General features: G+C 62.7%; 16 protein-coding genes. 9 read left to right on the forward strand and 7 right to left on the reverse strand.

Going from position 1 to position 17,646, the window contains the following annotated elements; genetic code table 11:
- The first annotated feature begins 17 nt into the window (after positions 1-17).
- The 3 genes from C8J98_RS04685 to C8J98_RS04695 all read left to right on the forward strand — a co-directional run bounded on the left by C8J98_RS04685 (position 18) and on the right by C8J98_RS04695 (position 3,242).
- The gene (locus C8J98_RS04685; protein WP_107911419.1) at positions 18-905 is read left to right on the forward strand and encodes an alpha/beta hydrolase; all 888 of its coding nucleotides are present in this window, start codon (positions 18-20) and stop codon (positions 903-905) included.
- A 740-nt stretch (positions 906-1,645) separates the two neighbouring features.
- Positions 1,646-2,398: a hypothetical protein gene (locus C8J98_RS04690; protein WP_107911421.1), complete on the forward strand. Its 753-nt coding sequence runs from the start codon at positions 1,646-1,648 to the stop codon at positions 2,396-2,398.
- Positions 2,399-2,444: 46 nt separating this feature from the next.
- The gene (locus C8J98_RS04695) at positions 2,445-3,242 is read left to right on the forward strand and encodes a hypothetical protein (protein ID WP_107911423.1); all 798 of its coding nucleotides are present in this window, start codon (positions 2,445-2,447) and stop codon (positions 3,240-3,242) included.
- A gap of 5 nt (positions 3,243-3,247) precedes the next feature.
- Here C8J98_RS04695 and C8J98_RS04700 read toward each other — a convergent pair whose 3' ends face one another.
- Positions 3,248-5,188 carry a cytochrome c/FTR1 family iron permease gene (locus tag C8J98_RS04700; protein WP_107912577.1) on the reverse strand — a complete coding sequence of 647 codons (1,941 nt, stop codon included), beginning with the start codon at positions 5,186-5,188 and terminating at the stop codon, positions 3,248-3,250.
- Positions 5,189-5,333: 145 nt separating this feature from the next.
- Here C8J98_RS04700 and C8J98_RS04705 point away from each other — a divergent pair, with 145 nt between their 5' ends.
- From C8J98_RS04705 to C8J98_RS04715, 3 genes are all read left to right on the forward strand, one after another.
- Positions 5,334-6,512, forward strand: coding sequence for a beta-propeller fold lactonase family protein (locus C8J98_RS04705; RefSeq protein ID WP_158272599.1), 1,179 nt, complete (start codon positions 5,334-5,336; stop codon positions 6,510-6,512).
- A 172-nt stretch (positions 6,513-6,684) separates the two neighbouring features.
- Positions 6,685-7,335 carry a DUF3313 domain-containing protein gene (locus C8J98_RS04710; RefSeq protein ID WP_107911426.1) on the forward strand — a complete coding sequence of 217 codons (651 nt, stop codon included), beginning with the start codon at positions 6,685-6,687 and terminating at the stop codon, positions 7,333-7,335.
- Between the two features lie 41 nt (positions 7,336-7,376).
- Positions 7,377-8,003, forward strand: coding sequence for a hypothetical protein (locus tag C8J98_RS04715; RefSeq protein ID WP_107911427.1), 627 nt, complete (start codon positions 7,377-7,379; stop codon positions 8,001-8,003).
- On the opposite strand, the gene C8J98_RS04720 is transcribed toward C8J98_RS04715, so the two are convergent.
- Genes C8J98_RS04720 through C8J98_RS04730 form a run of 3 tightly spaced genes read right to left on the reverse strand, consistent with a single transcriptional unit; the run spans position 7,975 to position 11,656 of the window.
- A complete protein-coding gene (locus C8J98_RS04720; RefSeq protein ID WP_107911429.1) occupies positions 7,975-8,985 on the reverse strand; it encodes a DUF2955 domain-containing protein in 1,011 nt (336 codons plus the stop codon). The genes C8J98_RS04715 and C8J98_RS04720 overlap by 29 nt on opposite strands.
- Positions 8,982-10,133 carry an HlyD family secretion protein gene (locus tag C8J98_RS04725; RefSeq protein WP_107911431.1) on the reverse strand — a complete coding sequence of 384 codons (1,152 nt, stop codon included), beginning with the start codon at positions 10,131-10,133 and terminating at the stop codon, positions 8,982-8,984. The genes C8J98_RS04720 and C8J98_RS04725 overlap by 4 nt, the downstream gene beginning before the upstream one ends.
- Positions 10,134-10,156: 23 nt before the next feature.
- Positions 10,157-11,656, reverse strand: a complete 1,500-nt coding sequence (locus C8J98_RS04730; protein ID WP_199229815.1) for an efflux transporter outer membrane subunit — start codon at positions 11,654-11,656, stop codon at positions 10,157-10,159.
- A 189-nt stretch (positions 11,657-11,845) separates the two neighbouring features.
- On the opposite strand from C8J98_RS04730, the gene C8J98_RS04735 reads away from it, so the two are divergent.
- Entirely contained in the window at positions 11,846-12,349 is a 504-nt protein-coding gene (locus C8J98_RS04735) for a hypothetical protein (RefSeq protein WP_107911433.1), read from the forward strand.
- 215 nt (positions 12,350-12,564) lie between these two features.
- Here the strand turns inward: C8J98_RS04735 and C8J98_RS04740 are convergent, their stop codons facing one another.
- Entirely contained in the window at positions 12,565-13,143 is a 579-nt protein-coding gene (locus tag C8J98_RS04740; protein WP_343125714.1) for a hypothetical protein, read from the reverse strand.
- Between the two features lie 83 nt (positions 13,144-13,226).
- Between C8J98_RS04740 and C8J98_RS04745 the strand changes: the two genes are divergently transcribed.
- Complete coding sequence (locus tag C8J98_RS04745; RefSeq protein WP_199229816.1) at positions 13,227-13,607, forward strand: helix-turn-helix domain-containing protein; 381 nt, start codon at positions 13,227-13,229, stop codon at positions 13,605-13,607.
- Positions 13,608-13,679: 72 nt separating this feature from the next.
- Here the strand turns inward: C8J98_RS04745 and C8J98_RS21910 are convergent, their stop codons facing one another.
- On the reverse strand, positions 13,680-13,865 hold the full coding sequence (locus C8J98_RS21910) for a hypothetical protein (RefSeq protein WP_146171533.1): 186 nt from the start codon (positions 13,863-13,865) through the stop codon (positions 13,680-13,682).
- 179 nt (positions 13,866-14,044) lie between these two features.
- On the opposite strand from C8J98_RS21910, the gene C8J98_RS04750 reads away from it, so the two are divergent.
- On the forward strand, positions 14,045-15,457 hold the full coding sequence (locus C8J98_RS04750; protein WP_146171534.1) for a lactate dehydrogenase: 1,413 nt from the start codon (positions 14,045-14,047) through the stop codon (positions 15,455-15,457).
- A 56-nt stretch (positions 15,458-15,513) separates the two neighbouring features.
- Here C8J98_RS04750 and C8J98_RS04755 read toward each other — a convergent pair whose 3' ends face one another.
- Positions 15,514-17,427 carry a glycoside hydrolase family 76 protein gene (locus C8J98_RS04755; protein WP_107911438.1) on the reverse strand — a complete coding sequence of 638 codons (1,914 nt, stop codon included), beginning with the start codon at positions 17,425-17,427 and terminating at the stop codon, positions 15,514-15,516.
- Between the last annotated feature and the right edge of the window lie 219 nt (positions 17,428-17,646).

Below are 17,646 nucleotides of genomic sequence, written 5' to 3' on the forward strand. Positions count from 1 at the left end.
CCAAAACCGTTGGAGATATGAACGTGTCCGATAGCTTTGCTACCGCTCCGGTGTCATACCGGACAGTCACGATTGATGGCCTGAAGGTTGCGTACCGAGAGGCGGGTTCGAAGGACAAGCCCACGCTGCTCCTGTTGCATGGCGTGCCAAGCTCGTCCCGCATGTACGACGCCCTCATGCGTCGGTTGGGCCGTCGCTTCCATCTGGTGGCGCCGGATTACCCCGGGTTTGGCAACAGTGATGCCCCTGCACCGGATGACTTCGTATACACCTTCGAGCACCTTGCCGAGATCGTCGCGAAGTTCACCGATGCACTGGGTCTGGATCGGTACGTGTTGTTCATGCAGGACTACGGTGCCCCGGTGGGTATGCGCTTGGCGGTCCGACGTCCGGCGGCCGTGCTCGGCACGATTTTCCAGAATGGCAACGTGTACGACGAAGGCCTTGGCGCCGTCTGGGAGAAGCGCAAGGCTTTCTGGTCAGATCGTGACGCCCACGAAGCAGAGGTTCGTCGCGTGCACCTGTTGGTCGAGACAACGCGTGCGCGTCATATCGGCAGTGATCCCGACGTGGAAGCTTACGATCCCGACCTATGGATGGATGAGTACGCCTTTCTCAATCGCCCCGGCGAAGCGGCTATCCAGTCCGAGCTGATCTACGACTACCAGAACAATCTGAGCTCGTATCCCTCGTGGCAAGCTTGGCTGAAGCAGCATCAGTTGCCCACCTTGGTTGTCTGGGGGAAACACGATCTGGCGTTTATCGTCGCGGGGGCGGAAGCATTCAAGGGTGACCTCCCGGATGCGAAGGTCGTTGTGCTCGATGCAGGCCACTTTGCGATGGATACAAGGCTTGATGACGTGGTGTCGCTGACCGACGACTTCATGCAGGCGCATGTTTTCTAGATGCGCCTACAGACAACTTCAAGTTGATTTGATACGGTCGTTCCCGTTGCCTGCGTCGTCGCTGTGAATGCTGCGCAGGCAACCATCTCTCAATGCGGTGAGAAGCGCGGGCCAAGGGTGTCTCACCACCCAAGGCCCGCTGACCACAACCAACTAGCAAGGAGTCACTCGTGGCTGCCACTGATCATACGGCATGTATGGACGCCTCCCGTTTGGCAAGGTCCTTCGACGTGATGTAGCAACAGAGCGCGGTCGCGGTTATGTATTCGGCCTGTCGTGCAGGTTCGAATGCGATACCTGCTGGCCCTGATGGAATCAGCTGACTCATGCCTCATTACTCGCCAGGACTCGAAGTCCAGTACCGTATTCAGGCTTGGTGGATCACGGTCCGACATGTTGGCCCATCATGTCGTGGCGTATCTTGCACAACGCTTGAAATAAGATCCTGCCTACAAAGGGTATCTTGACCAGCTTACGCAGGCTGACTCACATAGCTGCATTGATAGGTTCGTTGATGGACCATGAGTGCCCATACCGTGGATTGTGAGCGCGTGGCGCACAGCCTTGAAGCGATAAGCGCGTTGACGCATATGGGGATCCAGTGCACCGCACAGGCGCATGCGCGGATGTGCTGGGAAACGTCAGGTAACCTAGGTCGTCTCTGATTCAGGACCACCCATCTCAAATGCTGAGACTCTCTTGCCTCAATCTGCGCATGACGAAAACATGAGGCGACATTTATGGTCGAGAAAGACAGGCAAGGTGTGTCCGCGAGGTCGATGCGTCTTGTGTGCGCCACCATTGTCGGCGCTACGGGATGTGTCTGCCTGTTGCTGGGAGATACACCGCTCGATGAAGGTAGCTCAGGGCTGTTCCAGGCTTCGCTGTTGACCGTGGTGGGGTTCCTGCTCCTGGCGGCAACCATAGGCGTACTGAACGCCGGGCGGCTGTCGAGAAGGTGGCTGTTCGGCATAAATATCTTGTACGTGACCATTTCCGTGGCGGCCGTAGCGCTTTCCCTGTCGATCGCCATGAATTTCATCAATGACAAGGAGAGTCGTTTCGCTCAGTCCCAGTTGCAAGAAGGCAATGCGAGACATCAATGGGCGTTTCAACAATTGGTGGTTGAGGAATGCCTCGGAGATTTCGAGACGAGGTGCGCGACGCTACGCAGGGTAACTCGCGATCTGGCCACGGGAGCCGGCATGCCGTCCCCTGAGGACATGGCTTCAGCATGTGTGCGTGATCCAACGCCATTGGTGGATAACGCTGAAGTTGCGGACTGGCTTCGATCGGGCTGCGCCTGGCTTCGCTATCGCCGATCCACGTGGACACCAGACTGGTCAGAGGCCGACTCGACCGAGACGGGCATTCGCCAGTACATGATTACCCTGGTTCTCGCCATAGTGACCGCGTTCAACGCCCTGGCGTCGGTGCTGTCGCTGATGGGCAAGCCGCGGGAGCATTGCCGAACTTCCCCGACCAACGTATAAGCCTGTCTGGGTCCATCTATCCATCAGCCATCTTCGGGGGAAGACATTGGAAGACTCGCGCGGGTTCGAAGACGAGGTCCGCTTCGTCTACAAGCTGCTTTTGCAGCTGAAAGGTGACGGGGTCCTGGTGACGCAGAATGCGAGGATCAAGGGCCGGTCCCAGGCGTTCCACCATTTCGATATCTATTACGAATTCGAGCGAGCCGGCGTTCGCTATAAGGTTGCCATCGAGTGCAGCGATCCGAAGCACCCTGTCGACAGGGGGCTTGTCGGCGAACTCGGATTCAAGCTCGCCGATGTAGGGAACACCATCGGATTGGTGGTTTCTCGCGGTGGATACCTGCCGGGCGTGGACACCCTCGCTAATCAGTACGGCATCGAGCTGCTGAGTCCCGCCGACCTCCCATCGATTGACCAGCTCTTCGCCAAACGCCTGACGGCCGTGGCGCTGCCCGATGAGACGGGCACAGGCGAACCGTTCTGGACCATCATGGAGTTGCGCGACGGGATAGCGACAGGGAGCTATTACGCCTCGGAACACCCCGAAACGCATCAGCGCAACATTCCGCTTCTGTACTGCAAGAACCACGCGGAACGCATCATGCGCGAGGGCCAGATGGATCCGCTCAAGTGGGGCGTGAGAGGACTTCCCAGGGCGTCCCTGCGCGCGTTCATCGTGATGCTGGAGATGTTCGAGACGCGGGGCGGCGGCGCCATGATTCTGTTCCTTCCGCCTGCTGCGCGGGAAGGTGCGGATTTCATCGCCATGCCTATCTCAAGGCAGCAGCTGATCGATCAGTACTACGGCAGTCCACTCGTCCCCGCGAAACGGGCGAACGCCTAAGGCGTCTATCGCGAACCGTCCTTCAGCGCCTTGCGGTGGTTGGCCCAGAAACCGGCAATCACCGCTGCCACCATGAGGCCCTGGGCCGCGACGGTCTGCAGCGTCGGAAACAGTCCGATCAGCTCGAGGCGGGGTATGCCTGCGAGCGGTCGGATCCCGACGATACCGGCCTCCTGCAGCGCGGCTATACCCTTACCGGCAAGCACCACGGTGAGGATCGCCATCAGCCACGAGCTGTAGTTGAAGAACTTGCTGATGGGAAGGATGCGGCTGTATCGAAGCAGCGCCCAGGCAATGATCGCGAGCGCGACGCAGGCGGTAGCAGCGCCGGCCAGAAGCGCCGCGCCACTGCCGGGTGTCCACAGCGCGGCGTAGAACAGGATCGTCTCGAACACCTCGCGATACACCACGATGAACGCCAGACCGAACAGGAACCATGCCGAGCGGCCCGACAGCGCCGTCGCCATGCGTTCGCGGATATAGCGCTGCCACTGCCCGGCCTGGGCCTTTCCGTGCATCCATATGCCGATGGACAGCAGCACCACCGCGGCGAACACGGAGCCGAAGCCTTCGGTCAGCTCACGACTCGCGCCACTGATGCCGATGAGCCACGTCGCCGCGACCCAGGTGAGGAAGCCGGCCCCGAGTGCGCCCGTCCAGCCGGCGTGTACATAAGGCATCACTTCCATGCGCTCGGCCTTGCGTAGGAAGGCGATCATCGCGACGACGATGAGCAGTGCCTCGAGACCCTCTCGGAGAAGGATGGTTGCCGCACCGATGAAAGTGGAAAGGGCGCTGCTGGCATGTGGCGATAGTGCGGCTTCGGCGTCATCGAGCAAGGTGCTCAGCACCTGCTCGCGGTTCGTCAGATCGTCGACGGTGGCGCCGTGCTCAATGGCCGCCCGGTATTCACCCATCGAGCCTTCGATATGCTCGAGCAGGGTGCTGTCGCGCGTGCCCAACAGGGGCTCGATCGGTTCGAAGCCATCCAGGTAGGCGGACAGAGCCAGTGTGCTCGCGCGTGGCTTGTCGCCCGCCCGGTACGCAACCAGGCTCTCTTTAAGCTTCTCGCGCACCACGGACAGCGACGACGCTGAAACTTTCGGTGCGAGCACGTCGGGATGTCGTCGGAGGTAACCCATGATCTCATCGGCCTGTTCTTGCCCGATGCGCTTGCCGAGGGCTGAAGGCGTGGTGGTGACGAGCGAGGTGAGGTCGGGGACTTCCTTGTGCACATTCGCGTCGCGCTGCCAGAGGTTCCCGCCGGCGGCTGCCACGGTATCAGGGACGGCAAAGTGGCCGACATAGAGGGCCAGCGACCAGCGATCGTCGTCGGAAAGGCTCGCGAAGCTCGGCATGGGCGTGCCGTCCACGCCTTGCGTCACGATCTGGTACAGCGAGAACACGCTGCGTTCGCGAGCGCGTTCCTGACTGGTGAAGGCGATGGGAGGCGTAGCCAGCGCCCTGGCAGCGGGGCCGTCGCCATTGCCCGTGGCGCCGTGGCACGCGACGCAGTTCTGTTCGAACAGTTGCGCGCCGTGCGCAAAGTCCGGTGTGCGTGCCGGCGCGAGGGGCACGGGATACGCGGCCAGCAGAGCGGCCGCCAACCGGTGCGAAGCATCCGCGACGTCCTTCGCGTCGGCCTTCGACGCAATCGCCTTCTGCAGCGCATTCGCTTTAGCGATCAGCGCCGCTTTCTCGGGCTTCTCGGGCAAGGCGGCGATATGCGCCGAGACGGTGGACGCGAATTCCTGCTGCTCGGCGTATTCGGCGGGGCTGGACACGGCTCCATGGTTTACCGCGCCGGCATAGTCCACGGCGATGTAATCGAGCAGGCGCCAGGCCGTCTGCGCATCGGCGGCGTAGGGTTCGGCGGCCAGGCACATCGTGGAGATCAGGAGCAGGGAGGTAAGTCCAGCGAACCACCGGATCATGCGGGAAAGCATGTTGCACGCCATTCGTAGTGAGAATCGTTATCGTACAGGAATGGCAGTCCGTGACGGGAAGCACGATTCGCGATGCGGCATGTAACCGCAGTGTTTTCCGGAGCGAAAGCCTATGGAGCCATACGGCTCTATGGGAGACGTGATCATGAACACTTCGCAAAAACTTGCCACTGGTCTGGTTGGGGTTCTGGCGGCCGCCAGCGCTGCCCAGGCACAGGACCAGGACCGCCTGCTCGACCTGCGCCGGTTCGACTCGCCTTATGTGTACGTCATGTCCAACGACATCCAGGGCAACAGCGTCGCTGTCCTCAAGCGGAATTTCTTCGGTGGCCTGGAAAAGACCTCCGTCGTGTCCACGGGTGGCAAAGGCGTTGGCGTGGGAACCACCGCCCCGCCGCCGGATCCGTTGGGTTCGCAGAACGCACTGCTCAAGAGCGCCGATGGCCGTTGGCTCTTCGCCACCAATGCCGGTAGCAACCAGGTGTCGGTATTCGCGATCGACGGCAGCCGGCTGCACCTTGTCGATGTCCAGTCGTCGGGCGGCAGTTATCCGGTAAGCGTCGCGCAGCAGGGCAACCGTTTGTATGTACTCAATGGCGCAGGGACCTCCACCATCACAGCGTTCCAGGTGACGCCGGGTGGACAGCTGGTAGCGCTGCCGGGACAGACGCGGCTGATCGGTACCGACACGCCGCTGGTCGGTAACCAGCCCAACGTCGGCATGACGCCGGCGCAACTGCAGTTCTCGCCCGATGGCCGTTGGCTCGCTGTCTCGGTCAAGGATGCGTCTGCCAAGGGCTGGTTCGAACTGTTTGGTGTGGCGCGTGACGGCAGCCTCGCCCGCGATCCGGTCATCACGCCCTCGAACGATCCGCAACCCTTCGGCTTCGACTTCGATGCGCGCGGACATCTGGTTACGTCGGAAGCGGCCGGCTCGGCGGCGAGCTCGTACGACATCGGTCGTGACGGCGACCTCAGGGCTATTTCCAGCGATGTCGCCAACCATCAGGCTGCCGCGTGCTGGTTGACCGTCTCCGGGCGTTTCGCTTTTTCCGCCAATGCCGGCAAGGGCAACATCAGTGCGTATCGCATCGGCAATGATGGCTCGCTGAGTGTCGTCAATGGCGGCGTGGCCGGTTCCCTGGAAGCGGGAGCGGCACCGACGGACATCAAGGCCTCTGCGGACGGCCTGTTCCTTTACGTAGGCAATTCGCTGGGCGGTAACGTCGATACGTTCCTGATCCTCGCCGATGGAAGGCTGCTCCAGGTCGGACAGACGCCGGTCTTCGCCGGGGCGGCCGGCATGCAGGGGCTTGCGTTGTGATCACGCGGGTTCGCCGAACTCTTACGGGGTAAATCTTAGGTAGTACTACCGGCTCGTAGCGCGACTGACGGGCCTAAGCTGCTCGTCAGTCGGCGCCACAACGGCGCCGTGAACCGGGCTGTGACGCGGGGTTCGAAGCTCTTCCCTGGGCGCGGCTTATGAGGAGCTTCCCATGCGTCGTGCCCTTTGCCTTATTGCCGGCTTGCTCGTCCTCACCGTGGCTACAGCGGCCACGCCGCCTCCGCAGAGCGGCTTCCTCGACTCCTACCCAGCCTTGCAGCCCGATCCCAAGCACGAGGGGTCTTTCATCTACCTGGCGCCGGGAGCGAGCCTCAAGGGCTTCACCAAGGTCCAGATCGATCCGATCCTCGTCTGGTACTCGAAGGATTCCACGTATCAGGGCATCGATCCGAACGAGCTGTCCGCCGTCACGGAGAACCTGCGCAAGGCGCTGGTCAAGAATCTCGAACCGACGTATCCCGTGGTCGATGCCGCGGGCCCGAACGTTCTCCGGCTGCGCCTCGCCGTCACCAACGTGATCGCGGAAAAAAAGAAGCGCGGCATCCTCGGCTACACGCCCGTCGGTTTCGTGATCGGCGCGGCGAAGAACGCCGCGACCGCCGGACCCAACCTCAACATCGCTTCGGCGACGTTGGAGGCCGAGCTGCTTGATTCCTCCGGCAAGCGCATTGCCGTGGTTATCGATCCTCTGGCTGGGCAGGACGTCGAAAAGGACAACCTCACCTGGCACGACATAGGCAAGATCCTCGATGCCGCAGGCAAGCGGCTGAGGACGCGCCTGGATAGCGACAACCTGCAGTGAATCCGCGCTTTGGCCCCCACAGTCTGTCTTGGAGAGATCGCATGAACAAAGTCCTTATTCCGGCGATCGTCTCGCTGGTCGCTTCGCTCGCCCTTGCGGCGCCAGGCATGGCCCAGGCACAGGCGGCGGAGCCCGCCATGGCCTCGACAGTGCACGGCAGGGCATTCGAACTGGCACGTCACGAAGAAACCGAATCGGCGACAGTCACGAACGTGGACCACCAGAGCCGCTTCGTGACACTGCGTGACGCCAAGGGGAGCGAGTTCACGATCGAGGCTGGTCCGGAGGTGCGTAACTTCGCGCAGCTACGGGCGGGAGATGTCGTGGCGGTCACCTACCAGGCGGCCACCGCGCTCGAGCTCCTGCCCGCGAACAGCGCCTCGCCGGGGATAGAAACCGAGAGTGACAGTACACGCGCCCCGAAGGGCGCCAAGCCGGGCGCTGACATCGGTCGGTCCGTCTCCATCACGAGCCGGATCACGGCGCTCGATCTGGCAAATCACACCGTTACGCTGACCGGCCCCGACGGCAAGCAGCGCAAGATCGAAGTGACCGACCCTGCACGGCAGGCACGCATGTCGCAACTCAAGGTCGGGGATCTTGCCAGGATGACTTACGTGGAAGGGGTGGCCGTGCAGGTCACTCCGAAGGCGACGGCAAAGCCCTGATATCACGATGCCACACCAGGCTCATCGTGCCCACGGCAAAGGCGCCGGCCAGCGCGAACTGAAGCACGCGTATCAGCCACAACGAAAGCGTCCCTGCGTCCGATGAAATCGCCGTGCTGAGGATGATCAGCATGGCGTTACAGGTCAGCATCGCCAGCCCGGCCGACGGACCGCCGGCGCTGGTGCGTTGGCCGAAGCCAAGCAGCACCGCGAACATCAGCACGCAGAGGAAGGGAAGGGTAGGCGTGGTAACCAGCAGGCTGTGCAATAACAGTCCAAGCAGGCCGCCGACCGAATTGCCGACGATCATGCCCAGCGCGTGCATGCGGCCACGTTGCGCATCGAAGTTGGCCACCAGCATCACGGTCGCGATCATCACCGGCAGCACGTCGGCGAGGCCGAAAAGCAGGTAGACCAGCATCAGTGGCATCACGATGGCGGCACCAGCCGCTGCCACGGCGCCGGGAGCCGCTGTGCGTGATACCGCGGGGGGCGGAGATCGTGCTGGCGGTGCAAGAGGCCATGCTACGTAAACGAGCTGGATGGTCAGTAACGCCACCAACATGCTCCTGATCAGGGCTGCCGGCAGTATCCCGGCCTGAGCGGGTGCGATCATCACCACCACTGGAATGGTCGCAAGGCAGATCAGGAGCAGTAGCGCGGGCAACGGTGGCCGTCCGCTGAGAATGGCGAGAAACGCCGCGAAGACGCACAGGGCGATCAAACCGAACATGACGGTGGGCGTGCCGCGAAACAGTGAGGCTAGCGCCAGCGCAAACAGCGACGCCGCGGTGATCACGATCATCAGACCCACGGCTATCTTCACGGTCGGCCTGATCGGAAGATTGGTGAGCAATACAGCAGTGAACACGGGTGCGAGAAAGCTCGGCGACCAGCGCATCGCTTCGCTGACGACGAAGGCGAGCGTGACGCCCACGGCGAAGCGAAGCACGGCCTGAAGTGTCGCGTCGCTCGTGCTCATCGCAGGTAGCTGAGCATGGCGACCATCCTTATCCACAGGCGTGCCAGCGGGTTCATGACCGAGCCCTCGCTGGTGAGTACGACGACGTTGGCCTGGGCGCCGCTGCGGCCCGGCGGAAGCTGTGCGGATGACGTGGCTGGAGCATCCAGGACGACGCGCACCGGAAAACGCTGCGGCTCGCGGAGCCAGCCGCTGGGCGCGCTGACCGTCGGTAACTGTCCGCTCGGGGCCTCGTCGCCCTGCGCGATGCCCCAGCCGACGCTATCGACGTGGGCCGGATAAACACTTCCGGGACGATCGTCGAACACGACATAGGCGCGATTGCCGGAGGCGATACGACCCAGTTGGTTCTCGCGCATCGCGGCGCTGATCCAGCGTGGCCCGTTGGCGACGAAGCTGAGTACAGGTGTGCCGCGACTGGCGAACTGTCCCGGCGACAGACGCAGGTTGGTGACGACACCGTCGCTGGGCGCGACGACCGTGCTGTGGCTCAGGTCGAGTTCGGCCTGCGCCAGAGCGGCGAGGGCCTGGCGAATCTGCGCGTTGCTGTTTCCCGTGTCGCCCATGCGGATGCGAGCCCGTTCGGTCTCCGCCTCGCCGCGGCTGATCTCGGCTCTCGTCTTCGCGATGTCCGCCCGGGCACGAATGGCCGAGGTCTCCGACAAGGCCCGTTTCGCCGACAGGTCCAGCACGATCTTGCCCAGTTGCTGGGACGCGGCCAGGTCCACGCGTTGCCGGCTCAGCTGGGCCTCGGCGACGCGCACGTCAGCCACGGAGGCATCGGCGGCCTGGGTCGCCAGCGATACGTTGGCTTGCGCTACCTGCAGGGCGATCTGAAAAGGGCGAGGGTCGATGCGGAACAACACCTGGCCCTTCTTTACCTCGTGGTTGTCGGAGACCTCCACCGACACCACTGGCCCTGAGACCTCCGGCGCGATCTGCACGACGAAGGTATCGATCGCCGCCTGCGACGTATACGGCGTGATCCGGTCGGCGAACAGGTGGTAGAGGAACATCGCGAGCAGGACCAGAAGCGCCAGGCGGACGAGGCGTCGAATCCGCTGCGCACTCGCCGCGGCGGTGACGGCGGCATCGTCGGTGCGCGCGGAGCCTGGCGGTGCGGTATCGGTGGTTGTCTGAGTGGACATCGTCGCCCTCGTCGTCTCGTGAGTCAGCGTGTAAAGGAGAGGGGAGGGGCCGCCTGCTGTGCAAGAGGCAACGGCGCCACCTGTTCAATCCAGTCGCCGCCCAATGCGCGATACAGGTCCACCAGCGCCCGTAAGCCGTCGCCGCGTGCCGAGCTCAGGGACAGCTGCGCAGAGAAGAGGCTGCGTTCGGTATCGAGTACTTCAAGGTAGTCGGTGTAGCCGTTGTCGTAGCGATAGCGTGTGAGCTCGACCGCGCGTGTCAGTGCCACGACCTGCCGCTCGAGCGAGGCAACCAGCGTTCGCCTGGCCTGGATGGCGGCAAGGGCGTCATCGACATCGCGGAACGCGCTTTGAATCGTTTGCTGGTACGCATCCAGCGCCTGCTCGCGCCGCGCCTCCGCCTGCCGGTTCGCCGCGTCGATTGCGCCGCCGGCGAAAAGCGGGCCGAGCAGCTGGCCGGAGAACGACCACGTACGCGCCGGGCCGGTGAAGAGGTTATCGAGCGCCCTGCTGGCAGCACCACCGGTACCCGTCAGTGCGACTGAGGGGAAATAAAGGGCCCGCGCCGCGCCTATCAGTGCATTGGCGGCGACCAGCTGCTGCTCCGCCTGGAGGATATCCGGGCGCCGGGTGATCAGGTCCGACGGCAGGCCGGCAAGGATCGGCGGAACACTCAATTGCTGGAGGGTGCGGCCGCGCCGGATCGGGCCCGGATTGCGACCGACGAGAACCGACAGTGCATGTTCCTGCTGGGCGATGGCCTGCTGGATCACGGGAATGGATGCCACGGCGGTTTCGTATTCGGCCGTCACCTGCATCATCTCGAACTCGGAGACCGCTCCGCCATCCAGGCGCATCTGAAACACCTCGACGTTGCGTCGGCGACCTTCGAGCGTCGCCTTCGAGACCTCGAGCTGGCGGTCCAGGTCGAGCAGCGTGATGTAACCGGAGACGATGGTGGAGACGAGTGTCAGGGCGACGCCGAGCCGCGCCTGTTCGGTGGCGAACAGATTGGCTTTCGCTGCTTCGGTTTCGCGCCGCACACGTCCCCAGAGGTCCAGCTCCCAACTGGCAGACAGGAGCGCCGAGTAGTTGTTGCTGATGGGACTGACGCTCGCCGGCAGCCTCGTCACGTCCTGACTGGCCCGCTGGCGAACAGCGCTCGCTCCATAGCCTAATTGGGGAAGACCCTGCGCCCTGGTACCGACGACGACCGCGGCGAACTCATCGACACGCGCCGTGGCGATGCGAAGGTCATGGTTGGCCACTAGCCCCTCGTCGACCAGCGCATTGAGCTCGTCATCGCCGAAGCTTCGCCACCATGCCGGTACCGTGGCCAGGGTTGCTATAGCGGTGGAGGAGTTTGGCGCCGTCGCATCCGGGAACCGGTAGGTCGCCGGGACGTCGACGTCCGGGCGAATGTAGTCAGGTCCCAACGCGCACCCGTTATTGACGCATGCGATCGCGACCACGGCCAGGGCGATGGGGAATGAACGCCAGCCGATGCGCGTTCCGCGAACCACGGCTCTTCCCTCTGTGGCACTGGCTGGGAGCGACCGGTGAAGATCGAAGGCTCTGCCATCCGCAGGCTACTGCCTAGGGCACTTGTACCTAAACGGACTAAGTGAAACTACTGACATTGAGAGCATCCGTCTCTGCGATGCTGCACGTCAGAAGGCGCTTACCTCCTCTGCCAACGAGGGTTCACAGCCATGACCAGTGAAACACTCATGCCGGCCGTCGTGGCTACGCCGACGAACAGACAGCGTGCGTATGTTCGTTACGTCACGGCGATCCTGATCGACCTGGTCGTACTGAACCTCTTTGCCGAGTACTGGAAGAACGTGTTCATCGACACGTTCACTACTTCCTTGCTCGCCGCGATCGTCCTGCAGGTGCTTTTGAAACTGACGATGGCCCTGGAGCATAAGATTGGAGCTTTCTTCAAGGCACGACCAGGTCGGCTCAACACGGGTCTCAGGTTCTTCTTTGCCTGGCTGGTGTTGTTCGGTTCGAAGTTCGTCATCCTCGAAGCGATCGCGCAGATGTTTGGCGAAGACGTCCGCTTCCTCGGGGCGTTCCATGGTGTCGTCGCACTCATCGTCGTCATCGTCGCGATGCTCGCCGCCGAAGAGGTTTTCGTGAGGATCTACCGGAAGCTGGGAGACCATACGACGACGGCTGAATCCGGGGCGAGCCGAGAGCAGGCGCTATGAGGTGACCGGTTCGCAGGTCGGGAAATCGGTATATCCCTTCTCGCCGTCTCTCGTGTAGAACGTCGACTTTTCGGCTTCGGCCAGCGGCCAGTCATGGCGGAGGCGCTCGACCAGATCGGGGTTGCCGATGTACGGACGCCCGAACGCGATGAGGTCGACCAGGCCGGTGTCCAGCGCCGCCTGTGCTGACGCGCCGTCGAATCCACCGCACCAGATCAGGCTGCCGGAGCGAACAGATAGCCGTTCGCGCCGTGGATTTCCACGCCATCAAAGCCTGCGCGGCTGGCGTTGACGAACGCAGCGGCGAACTCGTCCACGACCATGGCCGCCTCCGCGGTCTCGATCTGACGTGGCGCACTGGCGCGAATAAAGGTGAGCTTGCCGCTGGTATCGTGGATGAAGACGTCCGATTCACTGGCGCGTTCGGCCGTCACGCCCCAGGGTGCCTCACCGTTCGGGAGCATAGAGGTATGCGCCAGCCTGCCAACATGCCAGGCCTGCATGAAAATCGTCCCGCCATGGCGATGGACCTCGTCGGTGACCAGGCGCCAGCCCTGCACCTGTGCTTCAGTGTAGATGCCCGGTGTCCAGGCGTAACCTTTCGTACGTGGGGACACGTCGGTCGCCTCCGTCACGATCAGGCCCGCACCGGCGCGCTGGCCGTAATAGGTAGCCATCAGCGCGTTGGGCACGTCCCCCGGCGAGGTCCGGGTTCGGGTCATGGGCGCCATCACGGCGCGATTCTTTAACACGAAGGTACCGCCGAGCGCATGGTTTTCGAACAAGGTAGTCATCGATGAATTCTCGAACGGCAGAATGGATCGACGTAAGCTAGTGTCCTTGCATTCCGCTTTCCACCCACCATTTGGTGGGTATGATGACCATCACCAAACATCTTCCCGGGTTACCTCTTGAGCGCGCGCTCGGGGTCATTTCCGGTCGCTGGAAAGCCGTCATTGTCCACGTGCTTTTGAGCGGTCCCAAGCGAACCAGCGAACTGGGGAAGCACATTCCATCGCTGACGCAGAAGGTGCTGATTCAACAGTTGCGCGCGCTTGAAGATCACGGCCTTGTCTTTCGCACGGCGGGCGCCGATGACGCGCATCGCGTCGATTACGCGTTGACGCCGTTAGGGCTGAGCCTTGAGCCGTTGATCGCGCAGCTTCGGGCATGGGGCGAGCATCATGCCGAGGAACTCGATGACACCGACCGGTTGCTGCCCTGCGAGGCGGTGGTGCGTCCGCTCATAAGCAGCTAAGCCGCCTTCATAAAAAAAGGCAGGCCTGTCCGATGAAACGAGAAGGCCTGCCTCTTTAACAGGACGCCTTGTTCAAGCGGGTACGCAGCGCCAGGTAGCCTTGCCGTTGATCACACCAACGAATTGAGCCACCTGCCCGTCAGGACACACCGGGGCATTGCTGGGGGCATGGTTCAGATCCCCGCGGTTGCCTATGCCGCCGGCATTTGCCGATGCGGCTGCCGCGATCATGACAAGAGCAATGAATACCATCTTCATATCGACGTTCTCCCGCTTGGTGAGAGATCCACATCTACCACACCAAAATATCCTCGCCACGTGTCACTGGCATTCGTTGCCGTTATTGCGCCTGGATTTGCGCCACTGGGGAGGGCTCAAGATAATACGGATCGGGTCGATAGCCTCCACATATGATAAACAACATATCTCCGATCATCATGACGCGCCTCGCCGCGTCGTCGACGGGCAGGACCGCGGGCGAGCCGCTTGAAACAAAGCCGGCGGTACAGCCTTCGGTCGTCATCAGCCTCAGTGGGGCCGGGGGGCCGGATACGGCAGCCACGTACCCCCGTCCCTCTATGCCGGTCTGGCAGATGCACTCGGACGACGCCGTGACCATGCGTATAGCCCGGCAGTACAACGTCGAGACGAACACAGGAAGGTTCAGTGGGATCGGCGCGGCGCTGGTCGGCCAGTTCGGCAGTAGTGGTGCGGACTTCGCGCAGTCGGTGTCGCTGCATCCGTCCGCCAGCTCTGCGAGTACTGCGTTCAACCTCAAGATCACGACGGCGAGTGGCAAGGCGGTGACGTTCTCCCTCATGGGTAGCGAGGGCGAGCTGGCCGTGCAGACGACGGCCAGCGATGGGCTAGACGATAGCGAGCGGGCCGCAGTGGCCAAACTGGCAGACGGTTTCCAGAGCGCCATCGACGGCATGGCGGGGCAACCGCCGAAGCTCGATCTCACCGCACTGGCCGGCTTCGATAAAGGCGAGCTCGCCTCCGTGGACTTCAGTGCGAGCACGGCCAGCGACGGCCAACCACCCATGACGCTCGCCCTGCATGCAGACGCGACCTCCCGCGCCGTGAAAGTGACCTCGGGCGCCGGCACGATCGACATCGGTGTGGATGATGCCTCGGCCGCTATTCTCGGCACAGGCGCGCAGCGCACGGCCGCGATGGCGAACTACCTCGACCAGATCGACAAGGCGACGGCGCGTGGACACGGTGATCGTGCGCTCGCGGCGATGTTCAAGGACGCGTTCACTGAGCTCAACGCCGCCGACGATGCCAAACCGGGTAGCACGAACGTCGCAAGTCCTCAGCGTTCGAAGAGCGAGCACGCGATGCTTAGCGGCCTGGCGGATTTCCATGCCAGCTTCGCGCAGCGGGCCGTCGCGTCGAACCCGATGCATCCGGACGAAGTGGATGGGTTCTCCTACGACGTCTCGCAGTCCACCCATATGGGCGCCGCCGATACGAGGAATCGCGAGCTGTCGCAGCAGCGTTCGTCACACCTTCTTGCCAGCTTCCACTCGCCCTTGAGTGGCGGTTCGCTTGCGCTCACCGGTAGCCCGTCATCGCAGAACTATCTGTATACGCAGATCGACGACAAGTCGAGCAGCCAGGCCGACATCGCATATCGCAACGGAATCATGGTCAAGGCTGCCTTGACGCTGTCGGCGAGCCAGTCCACCCATCAGATGAAGTACGTGATGGGTAAGCTTGTCGAGGATACGATGACGCCGGTGACCCATTCAGCTACCCGCGATGCGCTCGAACTGTTGGACAACGGACAGGACGACGCCGTCAATCAGAGCGCGCGGCTCGAATCGGACCCTTCAAAGCTCTGAAGAGGCGTGCCAGGCTCTCCGGGCACGCCCCACATCCGGCCTGGGCGCCCGCCAGGCTACTCCACGATATTCGCCGTCACGTGATACACACGTCCGCCCCACCCGTCATTGGGGAAGGCGTCCGACACCTTCAGGTAGACCGGTTTGGAACCGTCGGCGCCGGCACCTAGGTACGGCGTCAGGTCGACGGTACGGTCGGCCTTGTTCGAGCCGTCGGTGACCGGTTGCGTCTCTTGCAGCACGGTCGTCCAGTGCTCATTGTCGGAACTGGCCTGCACCAGGAACTCGGCGTCGATGGTCAGGGTGACGTGCGCCGAGGTGGTATCGGCGGGGAAGGGCAGGCGATAGGTGAAGTGAGCATTGCCGTCGGCGAAGCGGTTCTGCACGCCATTGCTCTGTGAGCCGCCGGCGTCGAACAGCCACGGGTTTTCGTCCACCGTGCCGGTGTCGAAATCTATCGTGTGCGCGACCAGCACGTCGGCCTGCGTCGTAAAGCTTAGCCCGGGTGCCACAAGCTTGGCGGTAATCATGTGGTGGCCGTCGGTGGCTGTGCCCGGCACGCTGACTTTCAATGCAACGGTGCTGCTGACGGGAATCGCATTGCCATGAGGTTGCAAGCGCACGAGTGAGGCACGAGGCGATGCGTTCCATCCCGCGGGAGCATCGACAGAGGCTAGCGCCAGGAGCGGGAAGAAGCCGGTCGCCGAACTGCCGAGATCGATGGGGATGCTCGTAACGCCCGAGGCCGCAGGCATGACGACCGGTTGCGCCGGGGACATGGTGGCGGCCAACGAAGCCAGTGGCGTGAAGGCAGGTACATTGCCAATGAGGGCACTGAGCGCGCTCGCCTGGGTGCGCCAGTCGAAAACATTGGGGTGATCATCGCTGGTCGCGCCGGACCAGCGGGTACCGAGTCGACCGGCGGCATCGCGGTCGTCGTCCCAGATGCTTGCGGCTTGCTGTTCGAGGAATGCGGCGTAGCCGCGATCGTGCGTGGTGTCGACCAGGTCGCTCCAGTAGCGCATGAAGATGCCTTTGAACTGCTTGCCGTTGTCATCGCAGGTCTGGTCGGTGGCATCACAGGTTTCGGTCAGCACACCGTTGTTCACCAGTGCGTCGGGGCCGACCGCTGCATCGGCCAGACGCCGCACGGAGGTGAGCACTTGTGGGTCGCGGGTTGCGCGCCAAAGCTCCAGGCCGGCGCCGATTGCCAGGCCCTGGTTGTAGCTCCACACGTTCTGGCCGTTGTTGGTGCAGGCATTGGTGAGGCCGTCGTTGACCAGGCCGTTGGCATTGATCATCCCGCTGCCCTGGAACCACGTCCAGGCTGTTCTGGATCGGCCCAGCCACAGCGTGTCGCCAGGAATCCGGTTGTGCAGTTCGGCGGTGAGCCGGATCCACAACCCGTTGGTGATGGCGTTCTTGTACGTGCGCTCGCCGTCCCACCAGACGCCACCGCCGCAGGTGCCTGTGTCCCAGTACCCGTCGACGTAATTGGCAATCGTCACCGCCATGTTCAGGTACTTCGGATCGTGGGTCAGGTCATACGCCTGCAACCAGGTCAGGCCCCACCATTCGGAATCGTCGATGGCACGGCTGGTGAAGTTGCCCAGCAGCGGATCGCCAGACAGCACGCCGGCGGGAAACACGCCTTTGTCTTTCTCGAAGGTGTTGTTGAGCTGTCCGAGATAGCGGCGGTCGCCCGTGCGCTGCATGTAATCGCCGACGGTCTGCAGGGCCACGGCCGAGTTCCACCAACTGGACGGGAACCAGGCCTTTCCGGGTTCATAGGAACTCATTAATACGTCGGCCGCGACGCGGGCGCGGGCCATGGCCGTGGGCCCGTCGGTTGGTCGAGGAGGCGACTGGGTCTGCTCCGCTGCCGTCGATGGGAAGGTGGCGGCCATGGCCGTCAGGCTGGCTACGGCCAGCAGTGTCGATACGCGTATGCGCAGTACGCCGGGCTTCATGTTCGGAAGCGCTCCTCTGGGAAAATTTAGACGTCTAAATTTAGGCAACGACTCGCGAGAATCCGCCGAGTGTTGCAGAGGCGCTTCGTCGAAAGTGAGAACCAGGTCAAGGCAACGGTGCTTACGCCAATGCGGCGTCGAGTGATCTGCACGAATGCTGCGCCGCAGCTTGCGAACATATAATCATTAAATACTACAATTGAATCGAGCGGGAATTTT

This window comes from Luteibacter sp. OK325 (assembly GCF_003050935.1).
GTDB lineage: Bacteria > Pseudomonadota > Gammaproteobacteria > Xanthomonadales > Rhodanobacteraceae > Luteibacter.

Coding starts and splice junctions, on each gene's coding strand:
- C8J98_RS04685 (WP_107911419.1), top strand. CDS start 18: ATGAACGTGTCCGATAGCTTTGCTACCGCTCCGGTGTCATACCGGACA.
- C8J98_RS04690 (WP_107911421.1), top strand. CDS start 1,646: ATGGTCGAGAAAGACAGGCAAGGTGTGTCCGCGAGGTCGATGCGTCTT.
- C8J98_RS04700 (WP_107912577.1), bottom strand. CDS start 5,188: ATGCTTTCCCGCATGATCCGGTGGTTCGCTGGACTTACCTCCCTGCTC.
- C8J98_RS04705 (WP_158272599.1), top strand. CDS start 5,334: ATGAACACTTCGCAAAAACTTGCCACTGGTCTGGTTGGGGTTCTGGCG.
- C8J98_RS04710 (WP_107911426.1), top strand. CDS start 6,685: ATGCGTCGTGCCCTTTGCCTTATTGCCGGCTTGCTCGTCCTCACCGTG.
- C8J98_RS04715 (WP_107911427.1), top strand. CDS start 7,377: ATGAACAAAGTCCTTATTCCGGCGATCGTCTCGCTGGTCGCTTCGCTC.
- C8J98_RS04720 (WP_107911429.1), bottom strand. CDS start 8,985: ATGAGCACGAGCGACGCGACACTTCAGGCCGTGCTTCGCTTCGCCGTG.
- C8J98_RS04725 (WP_107911431.1), bottom strand. CDS start 10,133: ATGTCCACTCAGACAACCACCGATACCGCACCGCCAGGCTCCGCGCGC.
- C8J98_RS04735 (WP_107911433.1), top strand. CDS start 11,846: ATGACCAGTGAAACACTCATGCCGGCCGTCGTGGCTACGCCGACGAAC.
- C8J98_RS04740 (WP_343125714.1), bottom strand. CDS start 13,143: ATGACTACCTTGTTCGAAAACCATGCGCTCGGCGGTACCTTCGTGTTA.
- C8J98_RS04745 (WP_199229816.1), top strand. CDS start 13,227: ATGACCATCACCAAACATCTTCCCGGGTTACCTCTTGAGCGCGCGCTC.
- C8J98_RS21910 (WP_146171533.1), bottom strand. CDS start 13,865: ATGAAGATGGTATTCATTGCTCTTGTCATGATCGCGGCAGCCGCATCG.
- C8J98_RS04750 (WP_146171534.1), top strand. CDS start 14,045: ATGACGCGCCTCGCCGCGTCGTCGACGGGCAGGACCGCGGGCGAGCCG.
- C8J98_RS04755 (WP_107911438.1), bottom strand. CDS start 17,427: ATGAAGCCCGGCGTACTGCGCATACGCGTATCGACACTGCTGGCCGTA.